Source organism: Amycolatopsis thailandensis, from assembly GCF_042723255.1.
Classification (GTDB): domain Bacteria; phylum Actinomycetota; class Actinomycetes; order Mycobacteriales; family Pseudonocardiaceae; genus Amycolatopsis; species Amycolatopsis thailandensis.
Map to the genome: position 1 here is coordinate 23,780 of NZ_JBHXJK010000035.1, position 12,863 is coordinate 36,642.

A 12,863-nucleotide genomic window follows, 5' to 3' on the forward strand; every position below is an offset into this window, starting at 1 on the left:
GGGTTTCCGGATGGCGAAATATCCGCTTTCGGCGGAGGAATTGGCCCGGTTCGCCCATCTCGGCAGGGAAAGCAGCACGCTGACCGTCCTCCGGCACGCCAGGATCGCGGAGCTGATGGGCCTGTCGGCCACCGATCACAAGGTGCTCGAACTCGCCGGTCAGGCGCCGGGACCGTTGACAGCGGGCAGGATCGCCGAACTGACCGGGTTGTCGACGGGGGCTGTGACCGGCGTCATGGACAGACTCGAGAAAGCGGGTCTCGCCCGCCGTGTCCGCGACACCGTCGATCGCCGGAAGGTCCTGATAGAGGTCGTTCCCGGTGCCATGGAGCGCCACGCGCCGCTCTTCGAATCCGCGTACACGAACATGAAGACGGTCCTTGAGGAGTTCTCTCCGGAGGAACGGAAAGTGCTCGAACGTTTCCAGAGCGCGGTGCTCGATGGCCTCCGCGACGAACTGCCCGGCAATTCCTCACGTCCGTAGCTTTTCCGCATCTGCGGAAGTAGCCTTCCGGTCATGCCGCAATTTCGGTTGTCTGAAGCCGCTCGTCTGCTCGGCGTCAGCGACGACACCGTCCGCCGCTGGGTGCGCGCGGGTCAGTTGACCGCGTTCGACGACTCGGCGGGCCGCAAGGTCGTCGACGGAGCCGAGCTCGCCGCGTTCGCCAAGGCGCAGGCCGAACAGCCCGAAGATCCGTCGAACGTCGGCCGCTCCGCGCGCAACCGGTTCGTCGGCCTCGTCACCGAAGTCATCACGGACAAGGTGATGGCGCAGGTCGAGCTGCAGTGCGGCCCGCATCGCGTGGTCTCCCTGATGAGCGCCGAAGCCGTCCGCGAACTCGGGCTGCGGCCAGGGGTGCTCGCGGTCGCCGTCGTCAAGGCGACCACCGTCGTGATCGAAACCCCGGAAGGAAGCCGATGAGGAGACTCGTTCCAGCCCTGTTCGCGCTGGCACTGGCCGCGACGGCCTGCGGCTCCGAGGAGCCCTCGGCCCAGCAGGCGGAGGCCAAGACGCTGACCGTGTTCGCGGCCGCGTCGCTGACCGAGTCCTTCGGGGCGCTCGGCAAGCAGTTCGAGGCGCAGCACGCCGGGGTGACGGTGAAGTTCAGCTTCGAGGGCTCCTCGGCTCTGGTCCAGAAGCTGACCCAGGGCGCGAAGGCGGACGTCTTCGCCTCCGCCGATCAGGCCAATATGGACAAAGCCACAAAGGGTGAGGTGATCGATGGGCAGCCGTCGGTGTTCGCCACCAACCGGCTCGCCATCGCCGTCGGCAAGGGCAACCCCAAGGGCGTCAAGGGGCTGGCGGATCTCGCGAAGGACGGGCTGACCGTGGTCGTCTGCGCGCCGCAGGTGCCGTGCGGGTCGGCGACGAAGAAGGTCCAGCAGTCGTCCGGGGTCACGCTCAAGCCCGCGAGCGAGGAGCAGGACGTCAAGTCCGTGCTCGCGAAAGTCCAGTCGGGCGACGCCGACGCGGGGCTGGTCTACGTCACCGACGCGACGTCCGCGGCCGCGAAGGTGGACAAAGTGGACTTCCCCGAGGCGGCGGGCGCGATCAACAACTACCCGATCGCGGTGGTGAAGGACGCTCCGCAGGCGGCCCTCGCGAAGCAGTTCACCGACTTCGTCCTGAGCGCCGAAGGCAAGAAGGAACTGGCGAAGGTCGGTTTTGGCGCGCCCTGATCACGCGTTTCGTCCTCTGGACGCGGTAGATGCACGCGCAAGTACCGCATTCAGAGGACGAAACGCGGGGGGCGGGGTCCCCTGGGTGCTCTGGCCGCCGGCGATCTGCGCGCTGGCCCTGGTGGTGCTGCCGGTCGTCGGCCTGCTGGTGCGCTCGGATCTGACTCGCTTCCCCGACCTCATCACCTCGACGTCGTCGCTGAACGCGCTCAAGCTCTCCTTGATCACCGCCGGGCTGTCCACTGTGGCCTGCGTGCTGCTCGGCGTCCCGCTCGCCGTGGTGCTCGCGCGGTCGGGGGCGCGCGGCGTCCGCGTGCTGCGCGCGGTGGTGCTGTTGCCGCTGGTCCTGCCGCCGGTGGTCGGCGGGCTGGCGCTGCTGTACCTGCTGGGCCGCAAGGGTTTCCTGGGCGTCCTGGTGACCGCGCTGACCGGCGAGCAGGTTCCGTTCACCACGGCCGCGGTGGTCATCGCGCAGACGTTCGTCGCGATGCCGTTCCTGGTGGTCAGCCTCGAAGGGGCGCTGCGGGGTGCCGGTGACCGGTACGAACGGGTCGCGTCGACGCTGGGCGCCAAGCCGTGGACGGTGTTCCGCCGGGTCACGCTGCCGCTGCTGCTGCCCGCGCTCGGTTCGGGCATCGTGCTGAGCTTCGCGCGGGCGCTGGGCGAGTTCGGCGCGACGATCACCTTCGCCGGCAGCCTGGAAGGCGTCACCCGGACGTTGCCGCTGGAGGTCTACACGCAGGCCGAGGTCGACGTCGACAGCGCCGTGGCGCTCGCGTTGCTGCTCATCCTGGTCGCCGTCGCGGTGATCGCGCTCGCCCGGCCGCGCGCGCTCGAGGGGGTCCGGTCGTGACGCTTTCGGCCGAGATCGTCCTCCGGCGCGGCGAGTTCACCCTGGACGTCGGGTTCGAAGTCCCCGACGGCGGCGTGCTCGCCCTGCTCGGGCCGAACGGCTCGGGCAAGTCCAGCGTGCTCGGTTGCCTGGCAGGCCTGCTCCGGCCCGACAGCGCGCGGATCACCTTGGACGGCCGGGGCCTGGCGGGCCTGCCGCCGCACGCGCGCGGCATCGGCCTCCTCTCCCAGGACGCCTTGCTCTTCCCGCATCTGTCCGCTTTGGACAACGTCGCTTTCGCACCGCGCTCGACCGGCGCCGGGCGCGCCGAGGCGAAGAAGCGCGCGCGGGAGTGGCTGACCGAAGTGGACGCGCTCGAACTGGCCGGACGGCGTCCCGCGCAGCTCTCCGGCGGGCAGGCGCAGCGGGTCGCGATCGCGCGGGCCCTGGCGGCCGAGCCGGGATTGCTGCTGCTCGACGAGCCCTTCGCCGCTCTCGACATCGACGCGGCGCCCGCCATCCGCGGCCTGCTCCGGCGGGTGCTGCGGGGAGGTCCGCCGACAGTGCTGGTCACCCATGACCCGCTCGACGCGCTGGCGCTGGCCGATCACGTCGCCGTCCTCGACGGGGGCCGGATCGTCGAACGCGGCGAGACCCGCAAGGTCCTCTCCGCGCCGCGCACGGCGTTCACCGCGCGGATCGCCGGGCTGAACCTGGTGCCCGGCATCGCCGTCGACGGGGGTTTGCGCACCTCGAGCGGGCTTTTGGCCGGAATCCCGGCGGACGACGTCGCCGAGGGTGAAGCGGCGGTCGCGGTGTTCCCGCCCAGCGCCGTCGCCGTGTACCTGAAAGACGGCGAGCACCGGGGGAGCCCGCGCAACACCGTCGAGGGATTCGTCGACGCGCTCGAACCACACGGACCGGTGATCCGCGTCCGGTCCCGTGGTGACGGCTGGGCGGCCGGCCTCGCCGCCGATCTGACCCCCGCCGCGGTCGCCGAACTGGCGCTCGAACCCGGGACACCGGTCGATCTTTCGGTCAAGGCGGCGTCCGTGGCTGTTCACGCCGTCGCGGAACATTAGGGTGGGACCCATGAACGAGCGCCGTTGGACCTACCTCAGCGACATGGATGGCGTGCTGGTGCAGGAGGAGCATCTCGTGCCCGGCGCGGACGAGTTCCTCAAGGAACTGCGCGCCAACGACATCGGCTTCCTGGTGCTGACCAACAACTCGATCTACACCCCGCGCGACCTGCGGGCGAGGCTCGAGCGGACCGGTCTCGACATCCCCGAGGAGGCCATCTGGACCTCCGCGCTGGCGACCGCGAAGTTCCTCGCGTCGCAGCGGCCGAACGGCTCGGCGTTCGTGATCGGCGAGGCCGGGCTCACCACGGCGCTGCACGAGGTCGGCTACGTGCTGACCGAACGCGACCCGGACTACGTCGTCCTCGGCGAGACGCGCACGTACAGCTTCAGCGCCATAACCCGCGCGATCAGGCTGATCGAGGGCGGCGCGAAGTTCATCGCCACCAACCCCGACGCCACCGGCCCGAGCATGGAGGGTTCGATGCCCGCCACCGGCTCGGTCGCCGCGCTGATCGAGAAGGCGACCGGCCGTTCGCCGTATTACGTCGGCAAGCCGAACCCGCTGATGATGCGCTCGGCGCTCCGGCGGCTCGGCGCGCATTCGGAGTCGACGCTGATGATCGGCGACCGGATGGACACCGACGTCCACTCGGGAATCGAGGCAGGCTTGCAGACGATCCTGGTGCTGACCGGCATCTCCACCCGGGAAAGCGCCGAGCACTACCCGTACCGGCCGACCATGATCATCGACTCGATCGCCGATCTGGTGGGGCGGACCGGTGACCCGTTCGGCGAAGGCTGAGCGAGTCGGCGGCGGACGGAGGGATTATCGTCACAGAGATGCACGACGATCAGCCCACGTCACCGACCTACGTGGTCGGTGACGTGCACGGACACCGGGACGACCTGGCCGAGGCGCTCCGGGAGAAGGGGCTGCTCGACTCCGACGACGACTGGGCCGGTGGCGAAGCGACCCTCTGGTTCCTGGGCGACTTCGTCGACCGGGGCCCCGACGGCGTCGGCGTCATCGACCTGGTGATGCGGCTGGAACGACAGGCCGCGACAGCGGGCGGGCACTGCGGGACGCTGCTGGGCAACCACGAGATCCTGCTGCTCGGGATGTACCACTTCGGCGACACGGAGGTGCCGTCCGACTTCGGGCCGCGCAGCTTCGCCCGCAGCTGGGAGATCAACGGCGGGCTGCTCTCCGATCAGGACCGGCTCACCCCGCAGCACATCGAATGGCTGACGTCGCGCCCGATGCTGACGCTGGCCGCGGACCACCTGCTGATGCACTCGGACACGCTCGAATACCTCGGCTGGGGCGAGGACATCGACGAGATCAACGCGCGCGGCCGCGAGATCCTCGAAGGCAGCGACATCGAGTCCTGGTGGGACGTGTGGCGGCGGATGACCACGCGTTACGCCTTCCGCGGGCCCGAAGGCGCCGACGTCGCGCAGCAGCTCATGGACCGGCTCGGCGGCGAGCGGATCGTGCACGGGCACAGCGTCATCGCCGACCAGCTCGGGATCCACCCCGCGCAGATCGAGGGACCGTATCTCTACGCGGGCGGGAAGGCGCTGGGGATCGACGGCGGCTTGTTCGTGGGCGGCCCCTGCCTGATCATCCCGCTGCCGTGGGAACCCGAAGACTGACCCCTCCCGGGTGTGTCATGAGGGGTCCCCTTAGGACAAAAAATGTCCGAAGGGGACCCCTCATGACACAAACCACGGCCGGAGCGCCCTACGGAAGCTCCACGATCTCCTTGCCCAGCGGCATCAGCGAGACCGGGATCATCTTGAAGTTCGCCACGCCCAGCGGGATCCCGATGATCGTGATGCACAGCGCGACCCCGGTCAGCACATGCCCGATCGCGAGCCACAGCCCGGCGAAGATGAACCAGATGACGTTGCCGATGACCGACGCGGCGCCGGCGTCACGCCGGTCCACCACGGTGCGGCCGAACGGCCAGAGCGCGTAGGCCGCGATCCGGAACGACGCCAGCCCGAACGGGATGGTGACGATCAGGATGCAGCAGATGACGCCGGCGACGACGTAGCCGAGGGCCATCCACAGGCCGCACAGCACGAGCCAGATGACGTTCAGGATCAGGCGCATCAGACGTGCAACTCCCCGCTGGCCACGGTGACGGCCTGCCCCGAAAGCAGGACGCGGTCACCTTCGAGATTCATGTGCACGATGCCACCGCGTGCCGAGGCCTGCTCGCCGACGAGCTCGTCCCGGCCGAGACGCGCGGCCCAGTACGGCGCGAGAACACAGTGCGCGGACCCGGTGACCGGGTCTTCGTCGATGCCGACACCCGGCGCGAAGAACCGGGTCACGAAGTCGATCCCCTCGACGTCGCCCGGAGCGGTGACCATCAGCCGTCCGGTCCAGTGCGCGCGCAGCCCGGCCAGGTCCGGCTCCAGCGAACGGACCACGGCGGCGTCGTCCACCACCGCGAACAGGTTCTGCAGGCTCCGCCCGACGTAGTCGAAGGAGACGCCCGGCAGGATCGACGAGAGATCGTCGTCGGACTCGCGGGGCGGATCCGACGGGAAGTCCATCGACACCCAGCCGTCTTCGGCGCGGCAGCGCAACTCACCGCTTCTCGTCGTGAAGGTCTGCTCGCCGCCCAGGACGTGCGTGGTCGCCAGCGTCGCGTGCCCGCACAGGTCGACCTCGGTCTCCGGCGTGAACCAGCGAAGCGACTTCGGGCCTTCGCCACCGACCTCGACGAAAGCCGTCTCGGCGTGCTTCAACTCGGCCGCGACGGACTGCATCCAGCCCGCGTCGCCCGGCGAGTCCAACAGCACGACACCGGCGGAGTTACCGGCGAAGGCCTCGGAGGTGAAGGCGTCGACGATGTAGAGGCGCATGTCCCCGACGATATCGGGCACGGCCGGGCCCGGCCTCCGGGTTTCCCCTGAGGTGGCGCGGGTCTCCACTTGCAGGTGGCCGCCGTCACGCCGCCTTCCTAGACTCGACGCGTCGCTACCGCCGAACGCAGGAGTTCTCCATGCCCGACGCCCCCGCAGTACCGAGCTACGCATCGGGAATCTCGGACACCCCGCTGCTGGGGGACACCATCGGCGACAACTTCGATCGCACCGTCGCCGCCTTCGGTGGCCGGGACGCGCTCGTCGACCGCGCGGCCGGGAAACGCTGGACCTACACCGAACTCGCCGCCGAGGTGAACGCGCTCGCGCTGGGCCTGCTGGACCTCGGGATCGCGAAGGGCGACCGCGTCGGCATCTGGTCGCCGAACCGGTGGGAGTGGACCTGCGTCCAGTACGCCACCGCGAAGATCGGCGCGATCCTGGTCAACATCAACCCGGCGTACCGCTCGCACGAACTCGAGTACGTGCTGAACCAGGCCGGGATCAAGCTCATCGTGGCCGCGGAGTCCTTCAAGACGTCGGACTACGCGGGCATGATCGCCGAAGCGGGCCCGAAGTGCCCGGCGCTGGACCACGTCGTGCTGCTCGAAAGCGCCGAGTGGACGTCGCTGCTGGAGAACGGGCGCGGCGCCGACCCGGCGCGGCTCGCCGAGCGGCAGGGCGAGCTGTCCGCGGACGATCCGATCAACATCCAGTACACCTCCGGCACCACGGGTTTCCCCAAGGGCGCCACGCTGTCGCACCACAACATCCTCAACAACGGCTACTTCGTCGGCGAACTCTGCAACTACACCGAAGCCGACAAGGTGTGCATCCCCGTGCCCTTCTACCACTGCTTCGGCATGGTGATGGGCAACCTCGCGGCGACGACGCACGGCGCGTGCATGGTCATCCCGGCGCCCGCGTTCGAGCCGAAGGCCACCCTCGAAGCCGTCGCGGCCGAGAAATGCACGTCCCTGTACGGGGTTCCGACGATGTTCATCGCCGAACTGGCCGACCCGGACTTCGCCTCGCACGACCTTTCCTCGCTGCGCACCGGCATCATGGCGGGCTCGCCCTGTCCGGTCGAGGTGATGAAGCAGGTCATCGACAGGATGGGCATGGCGGAGGTGTCGATCTGCTACGGCATGACCGAGACGTCGCCGGTGTCCACGCAGACCCGCGCGGACGATTCGGTGGAGCGGCGGGTGTCGACGGTCGGCCGGGTCGGGCCGCATCTGGAGGTCAAGGTCGTCGATCCGGAGACCGGGCTGACCGTGCCCCGCGGCGAGCCGGGCGAACTCTGCACCCGCGGCTATTCGGTGATGCTCGGGTACTGGGAGCAGGCCCACAAGACGGCCGAGGCGATCGACGCGGCGCGGTGGATGCACACCGGCGACCTCGCGATCATGGACGCCGACGGGTACGTCAACATCACCGGCCGGATCAAGGACATGGTCATCCGCGGCGGGGAGAACCTGTACCCGCGCGAGATCGAGGAGTTCCTCTACACCCATCCGGACATCCTCGACGCGCAGGTCATCGGCGTGCCGGACGACAAGTACGGCGAGGAACTGATGGCGTGGGTCCGCATGCGCGAGGGTGCGGCACCGCTGACCACCGAAGCGGTGCGGGAGTTCTGCGAGGGGAAGCTGGCGCGCTACAAGGTCCCGCGCTACGTCCACGTCGTCGAGGAGTTCCCGATGACGGTGACCGGCAAGGTGCGCAAGGTCGAGATGCGGGAGCGGTCGATCAGCATCCTCGGGCTGGAGGCGGCGGCCGCGAAGAAGCACGCTTGACCGCTGCTTCGGAGGCCTGCCGGAGCCGGATGGGCCGCCCGCGCGGTGCGATCGTTCACAGCTTTCCTACGCATGAGCTCCCGGGGCAAGGGGCAGTCTGTGATCAGGACGGTGACAGCGTCCCGAACAGAAATCCCACAACCGTAAGGAAACGGGGAATTCTCATGCGTACGATTCGCCGCACCATGGTCGCTTCGGCACTGGCTCTGCCGCTGATGATCGGAGCCGCCGGCATCGCCTCGGCGGACAGCTTCGGCAGCACCGAAGTCCAGGCCGGACCGGACGGCGCAGCGACGCACAGCGTGCAGTCCGAGACCCATCGCGGGTCGAGTTCGTTCCACGAGAACTCGGCCGCCGCGGGACCGGACGGGGCCGCGCACGACAGCACCTCCGCGACCGCCGGCAAGAACGGCGACAGCCAGTACCGGCAGCACAGCGGCTGGGCGGGCCAGGACGGTGCCGGGTCCAGTGAGACCCACTCCAGCACCGATGGCGGCCACGACCAGGGCGTCCTGAGCGGGCACCCTCGGCGCGATCGGGCTCTGAGCGTAAAGGCTGAAGGGCGCTTTCCCCGCATGGCATGCGGGGAAAGCGCCCTTCGTCGCGTCGCATGTGGGGAAAGGCCCCTTCGCGTCGCGGCTGCTGGTGGGGTGGGTGAGGCGTCGGTCGGGGTGGTCGTGAGTGGCAAGTCGTTCTATTGAGAGGGAAGGGCGAACATGGCGTGATCGAGCCTCCGGTCGAGCAGGCCTTCTCCGTTGGATTCAGAGCAAGACCTTCGCGGCACAACCTGAACTGGTCCGCTGGAGCCGTTCGCGACCCCAACTGTCCACAAGGGACGATTTTTCCAGCTGGGGTGCCCGTTTTGGGCACTTTGCCCGGCATGAAACCGCTCATACAGGCATCAATCGGGCACTAGATTGCCACCGAGTGTCCCATGTGGACACTCAGGTGGCGGTCGGCCCGCCGTGAAATCCGGAACCTCTCAAAAGAACCCGAACGGACTGTCAGGCCGCGGAGTTGGCCGCGACCTCCGCGATCGCCTTCGCGTCTTCCTCGCCGAAGGTCTCTTCGAGGTTCTCCGGCGAATAGTCGAGGTCGATCTGCTCCACCGGCATCCCGCGCGCGGACTCGATCGCGCCCAAGCGCCGCTGCGCCCGGTCCGCCGCGTACTGGATGATCTCCTGCGGATCGTTGTCGAACGGGATCTCCTCGAACTGGTCCTGCACCCACTGGATCATGCCGAGCGCGTGGGGAAGCAGTTCGCCCATCCGCTGCTGCACCGCGTCCCACAGCGAGTCGTCCGCGGCGACGTGACGGCGGCAGGTGAAGGTGCCCCAGGCCATGTGACGGCGCTCGTCGTCGCCGATGCGGCGGATCAGTTCCTGCATGCCCGGCAGGATGTCGTGCTGCGTGCAGATCAGCTGCCAGGTGTAGTACCCGGTCAGCGCGAGACTGCCTTCGATGACGTGGTTGTAGGTGACGCTCGCGCGGATCTGGTTGAGCGGACTGGGATCCGCCTCCAGCGCACGCAGGGATTGCGGCAGCTCCTCGTAGAAAAGCTTGCGGTAGTGCGGATTCTCCGCGACGTAGGGATGCAGGTCCCCGGTCAGCCCGACGGCGTCCATCCAGCGGCGGAACACTTCGGTGTGTTTGGCCTCTTCGAAACAGAACTGCGTCAGGTACATCTCGTCGCCGAAACGGCCGGTCGCGGACATCGCCCGCATGAACGGCTGGATGTCTTCGGTGACCGCCTCCTCGCCCGCGATGAACTGCGCCACCAGGTACGTCGTCGACCGCTGCTGTTCCGGGTTGAGGCTGTCCCAGCCTTCGCGTTCGCGGGAGAAGTCGATGTCGGCGGGGTTCCAGAACTTCTTGTTGCCCTTGGCGAACAGCCGCAGCGGGAACGAATCCCAGTTCAGCCCGCCCTCGCGCAACGAGGAAAAACCGGTCCGCAGCTCGGGAAGCGTGTCGGTCACGAGGTCTCCTTCGAATCGGTGGTCAGCGCCCGGATGGACGGCGCCAGCACGGCGACGACCGCGGCCGCCGCCTCGTCCGCCGAATGCGTCGGCATGACGAGATGGGACAGGGAAAGCCGCACGACGGTCTCCGCCAGCAGCGCGGCGGACTCCAGTGAGAGCGCCGGCTCGAACTCGCGGTACTGCCCGGCCGCGACCTCGGTGGCCGCGGTCAGGATCGGTTCGCCCTTGGTGGTGAGCAGGGGAAGGAGGTCTTCGCCGGCTCCGGTGCCCAACGCGGCGGCGACCAGACGGTTCTCCCGGGCGTGTTCGATCGTGTAGACGACGGCCTCGCGGATGCCGTCGAGCAGGTGCGGCGCGTCCTGGACGCGCAGCCGGATGCCCTCCAGGAACTCCGACGTCGTCCGGAGGACCACGGCCTTGGCGAGCGAGGCCTTGTTGCCGAATTCGTTGTAGACGGTCTGCCTGCTCACCCCGGCGCGCGCGGCGACGTCCGCCATCCGCAAGGCCGTGAAGCCGTGTTCGGTGAGCAGCTCGGTGGCCGCGTCGAGCAGTGCCTCCCGCAGAGAGGCCTTGGTCCGATCGGAGAAGCTCGTGATCTCGCCCACATTTCCAGCTTGACACAGATCACGTCCGTGTCAACGGCGTTGACGAGAAACTGGCCGATGTAAATCAGTCGGTGGCGGCGGCTACCGTGGCCGGTGTGGGCATCACCGTGGGGTTCGACCTCGACATGACACTGATCGATCCGCGGCCGGGCATGGTCGCGGTGATGAACGCGCTCGGCGTGGAGTCCGGCCTGCCGCTGGACGGCGAGTTCTTCGCGGCGAACCTCGGCCCGCCCCTCGACGACAGCCTGCGCGGCTTCGGGGCGCCGGAGGAGCGCATCCCCGAGCTGGTGACGCGATTCCGCGCGATGTACCCGGAGACCGTCGTGCCGGTGACGGTCGCGCTGCCCGGGGCGGCCGAAGCGCTGCACGCGGTCCGCGAGGCGGGCGGGCGCACCGTCGTCGTCACCGGCAAGTACGGGCCCAACGCGAAACTCCACCTGGACGCCCTCGGCATGGAGGTCGACGTCCTGGTCGGCGAGCTGTGGTCGACGCAGAAGGCCGCCGCGCTCATCGAGCACGGCGCCCAGGTCTACGTCGGGGACCACCTCGGCGACGTCCGCGGCGCGCTGGCGGCGGGCGCGGTGCCCGTCGGGGTCACGACGGGCCCGTGCACCAAGGACGAGCTGCTCGCGGAGGGCGCCGATGTGGTGTTGGACTCGCTGAGCGAGTTCCCCGGGTGGTTCAGCTCTTTCGGCGAGCTTCGCGGACCAGGGCGATCAAACCGAGGGCCAGCCCCAGCGGTGTGACGACGCCCGCCGCGGCGGACAGCCACACCGGCAGGTTCTCCAGTCCGGCGGCGAACATGACGAAAACCGCTGTGACGGCGATCATGCCGAGCGCGAAAAGGCCGATGCCCACGCGCATGAGGATCGGTTTCCGGGGCTTTTCAGGGACGGCCACAGCGGCCTCCTTAACTGCGGTCTCCATGAACCAGAGGGTATCCGCCGGTATCCGCTTCTCCACAGGGCATGTGTCGAGATACGCTTATGGGAACGCGCGCCCTGGGTACGCCCCCGGGCGCGTTCGTCGTGAGCGGGACAGCAAAGGATTGGTGAGGAAAGTGCCGACCGGCAAGGTCAAGTGGTACGACGCGGAGAAGGGTTTCGGTTTCGTCACCCAGGATGGGGGCGCCGACGTCTACATCCGCAAAGCCGCGCTGCCGCAGGGCGTCGAAGGGCTCAAGGCGGGCCAGCGCCTCGAGTTCGGTGTCGCCGACGGCCGCCGCGGCCCGCAAGCGCTCTCCGTCCGGCTCCTGGACCCGCCGCCCTCGGTCGCCGAGGCGCGCCGTCGTCCCGCCGAGGAGCTGCACGGGCTCATCGAGGACATGATCAAGCTGCTCGAACTCAAGGTGCAGCCGGATCTGCGGCGCAATCGCTACCCGGACCGCAAGCACACCAAGCAGATCGCCGAGATCATGCGCGCCGTCGCCCGGGACCTCGATCCCTGATCGGCCGCGCTCCTCCGGATGTCATGAAAGGGTCGTTCAGGACGCAAAATGTCCTGAACGACCCTTTCATGACACCGGGCCTCAGACGGCCGGTGCCTCGACCTGCAGCGACCAGATCGCCGTCGTGACCGCCTCCGCGTCCTCCGGACGCCCGGTCTGACTGATCACCGAAGCCTGCGCGACCTCGACGACGAGGATCTGGTCGTCGGGTTTCGGCGTCGTCACGGTGTAGGCGAACCGGTCCAGCGACGTGATGATGTCCTGCTTGAGCTCCTGCGGCTCGCCTTGGGCGTTCACGTACTGCACCGTGACCTTCCACGGCGTTTCCGCGATCGCGCTCGGCACCGAGATCTGCACCGGCTTCCCCGGCCGGACGCGCAGCTTGCCCGCGGAGTCGGGCCTGGTGGTGCACTGGGCGCTCTTAATGTCGCACGACGCCAGCGGGGCGACGTTCACCGTGTTGCCGTCGGCGAAGAAAGTCACCTCTTCGGGGCCGGGGGCCGAGCAACCGGCCACCACGAAACCACCCGCCGCGAGCAGGGCCAAAATACGA

General features: G+C 68.7%; 17 protein-coding genes. 11 read left to right on the forward strand and 6 right to left on the reverse strand.

The window, feature by feature from the left end; all coding sequences use genetic code 11:
* Positions 1-10: 10 nt before the first annotated feature.
* From ACFWMR_RS16380 to ACFWMR_RS16410, 7 genes are all read left to right on the forward strand, one after another.
* Positions 11-484, forward strand: a complete 474-nt coding sequence (locus ACFWMR_RS16380; RefSeq protein ID WP_093938689.1) for a MarR family transcriptional regulator — start codon at positions 11-13, stop codon at positions 482-484.
* Between the two features lie 33 nt (positions 485-517).
* Positions 518-922 carry a TOBE domain-containing protein gene (locus tag ACFWMR_RS16385; RefSeq protein WP_020631846.1) on the forward strand — a complete coding sequence of 135 codons (405 nt, stop codon included), beginning with the start codon at positions 518-520 and terminating at the stop codon, positions 920-922.
* Entirely contained in the window at positions 919-1,680 is a 762-nt protein-coding gene (gene modA, locus ACFWMR_RS16390; RefSeq protein ID WP_378378942.1) for a molybdate ABC transporter substrate-binding protein, read from the forward strand. Before ACFWMR_RS16385 ends, modA begins: the two co-directional genes overlap by 4 nt.
* 85 nt (positions 1,681-1,765) lie before the next feature.
* On the forward strand, positions 1,766-2,533 hold the full coding sequence (locus ACFWMR_RS16395; protein WP_378277358.1) for an ABC transporter permease: 768 nt from the start codon (positions 1,766-1,768) through the stop codon (positions 2,531-2,533).
* Positions 2,530-3,594 (forward strand): sulfate/molybdate ABC transporter ATP-binding protein, encoded by a 1,065-nt coding sequence (locus ACFWMR_RS16400; protein WP_378378943.1) that lies wholly within the window; start codon positions 2,530-2,532, stop codon positions 3,592-3,594. Before ACFWMR_RS16395 ends, ACFWMR_RS16400 begins: the two co-directional genes overlap by 4 nt.
* Positions 3,595-3,604: 10 nt before the next feature.
* On the forward strand, positions 3,605-4,399 hold the full coding sequence (locus tag ACFWMR_RS16405) for an HAD-IIA family hydrolase (protein ID WP_093938329.1): 795 nt from the start codon (positions 3,605-3,607) through the stop codon (positions 4,397-4,399).
* A gap of 38 nt (positions 4,400-4,437) precedes the next feature.
* On the forward strand, positions 4,438-5,253 hold the full coding sequence (locus tag ACFWMR_RS16410; protein WP_093938328.1) for a metallophosphoesterase family protein: 816 nt from the start codon (positions 4,438-4,440) through the stop codon (positions 5,251-5,253).
* Positions 5,254-5,341: 88 nt separating this feature from the next.
* On the opposite strand, the gene ACFWMR_RS16415 is transcribed toward ACFWMR_RS16410, so the two are convergent.
* Positions 5,342-5,716, reverse strand: coding sequence for a YccF domain-containing protein (locus tag ACFWMR_RS16415; protein ID WP_093938327.1), 375 nt, complete (start codon positions 5,714-5,716; stop codon positions 5,342-5,344).
* Positions 5,716-6,477 carry a PhzF family phenazine biosynthesis protein gene (locus tag ACFWMR_RS16420; protein ID WP_378378944.1) on the reverse strand — a complete coding sequence of 254 codons (762 nt, stop codon included), beginning with the start codon at positions 6,475-6,477 and terminating at the stop codon, positions 5,716-5,718. The genes ACFWMR_RS16415 and ACFWMR_RS16420 overlap by 1 nt, the downstream gene beginning before the upstream one ends.
* A gap of 140 nt (positions 6,478-6,617) precedes the next feature.
* On the opposite strand from ACFWMR_RS16420, the gene ACFWMR_RS16425 reads away from it, so the two are divergent.
* Positions 6,618-8,276: an AMP-binding protein gene (locus ACFWMR_RS16425; protein ID WP_378378945.1), complete on the forward strand. Its 1,659-nt coding sequence runs from the start codon at positions 6,618-6,620 to the stop codon at positions 8,274-8,276.
* 164 nt (positions 8,277-8,440) lie between these two features.
* On the forward strand, positions 8,441-8,977 hold the full coding sequence (locus ACFWMR_RS16430; protein WP_378378946.1) for a hypothetical protein: 537 nt from the start codon (positions 8,441-8,443) through the stop codon (positions 8,975-8,977).
* A gap of 303 nt (positions 8,978-9,280) precedes the next feature.
* Here ACFWMR_RS16430 and ACFWMR_RS16435 read toward each other — a convergent pair whose 3' ends face one another.
* Both ACFWMR_RS16435 and ACFWMR_RS16440 read right to left on the reverse strand, forming a co-directional pair.
* Positions 9,281-10,252 (reverse strand): R2-like ligand-binding oxidase, encoded by a 972-nt coding sequence (locus ACFWMR_RS16435; RefSeq protein ID WP_378277855.1) that lies wholly within the window; start codon positions 10,250-10,252, stop codon positions 9,281-9,283.
* The gene (locus ACFWMR_RS16440; protein ID WP_378378947.1) at positions 10,249-10,860 is read right to left on the reverse strand and encodes a TetR/AcrR family transcriptional regulator; all 612 of its coding nucleotides are present in this window, start codon (positions 10,858-10,860) and stop codon (positions 10,249-10,251) included. Before ACFWMR_RS16440 ends, ACFWMR_RS16435 begins: the two co-directional genes overlap by 4 nt.
* Before the next feature lie 95 nt (positions 10,861-10,955).
* Here ACFWMR_RS16440 and ACFWMR_RS16445 point away from each other — a divergent pair, with 95 nt between their 5' ends.
* Complete coding sequence (locus ACFWMR_RS16445; protein WP_378378948.1) at positions 10,956-11,609, forward strand: HAD family hydrolase; 654 nt, start codon at positions 10,956-10,958, stop codon at positions 11,607-11,609.
* Here the strand turns inward: ACFWMR_RS16445 and ACFWMR_RS16450 are convergent.
* Positions 11,545-11,790, reverse strand: a complete 246-nt coding sequence (locus tag ACFWMR_RS16450; RefSeq protein ID WP_077241208.1) for a hypothetical protein — start codon at positions 11,788-11,790, stop codon at positions 11,545-11,547. The two genes, ACFWMR_RS16445 and ACFWMR_RS16450, sit on opposite strands and share 65 nt — an antisense overlap.
* Before the next feature lie 133 nt (positions 11,791-11,923).
* Here ACFWMR_RS16450 and ACFWMR_RS16455 point away from each other — a divergent pair, with 133 nt between their 5' ends.
* Positions 11,924-12,310, forward strand: coding sequence for a cold-shock protein (locus tag ACFWMR_RS16455; RefSeq protein ID WP_007033367.1), 387 nt, complete (start codon positions 11,924-11,926; stop codon positions 12,308-12,310).
* An 81-nt stretch (positions 12,311-12,391) separates the two neighbouring features.
* On the opposite strand, the gene ACFWMR_RS16460 is transcribed toward ACFWMR_RS16455, so the two are convergent.
* Positions 12,392-12,856, reverse strand: a complete 465-nt coding sequence (locus ACFWMR_RS16460) for a DUF2771 family protein (RefSeq protein ID WP_449224330.1) — start codon at positions 12,854-12,856, stop codon at positions 12,392-12,394.
* Between the last annotated feature and the right edge of the window lie 7 nt (positions 12,857-12,863).

What these genes read in the sequence shown, in the direction of transcription:
- ACFWMR_RS16430 (WP_378378946.1), top strand. Translation starts at nt 8,441, where the DNA reads ATGCGTACGATTCGCCGCACCATGGTCGCTTCGGCACTGGCTCTGCCG.
- modA (WP_378378942.1), top strand. Translation starts at nt 919, where the DNA reads ATGAGGAGACTCGTTCCAGCCCTGTTCGCGCTGGCACTGGCCGCGACG.
- ACFWMR_RS16415 (WP_093938327.1), bottom strand. Translation starts at nt 5,716, where the DNA reads ATGCGCCTGATCCTGAACGTCATCTGGCTCGTGCTGTGCGGCCTGTGG.
- ACFWMR_RS16410 (WP_093938328.1), top strand. Translation starts at nt 4,438, where the DNA reads ATGCACGACGATCAGCCCACGTCACCGACCTACGTGGTCGGTGACGTG.
- ACFWMR_RS16420 (WP_378378944.1), bottom strand. Translation starts at nt 6,477, where the DNA reads ATGCGCCTCTACATCGTCGACGCCTTCACCTCCGAGGCCTTCGCCGGT.
- ACFWMR_RS16385 (WP_020631846.1), top strand. Translation starts at nt 518, where the DNA reads ATGCCGCAATTTCGGTTGTCTGAAGCCGCTCGTCTGCTCGGCGTCAGC.
- ACFWMR_RS16425 (WP_378378945.1), top strand. Translation starts at nt 6,618, where the DNA reads ATGCCCGACGCCCCCGCAGTACCGAGCTACGCATCGGGAATCTCGGAC.
- ACFWMR_RS16405 (WP_093938329.1), top strand. Translation starts at nt 3,605, where the DNA reads ATGAACGAGCGCCGTTGGACCTACCTCAGCGACATGGATGGCGTGCTG.
- ACFWMR_RS16450 (WP_077241208.1), bottom strand. Translation starts at nt 11,790, where the DNA reads ATGGAGACCGCAGTTAAGGAGGCCGCTGTGGCCGTCCCTGAAAAGCCC.
- ACFWMR_RS16380 (WP_093938689.1), top strand. Translation starts at nt 11, where the DNA reads ATGGCGAAATATCCGCTTTCGGCGGAGGAATTGGCCCGGTTCGCCCAT.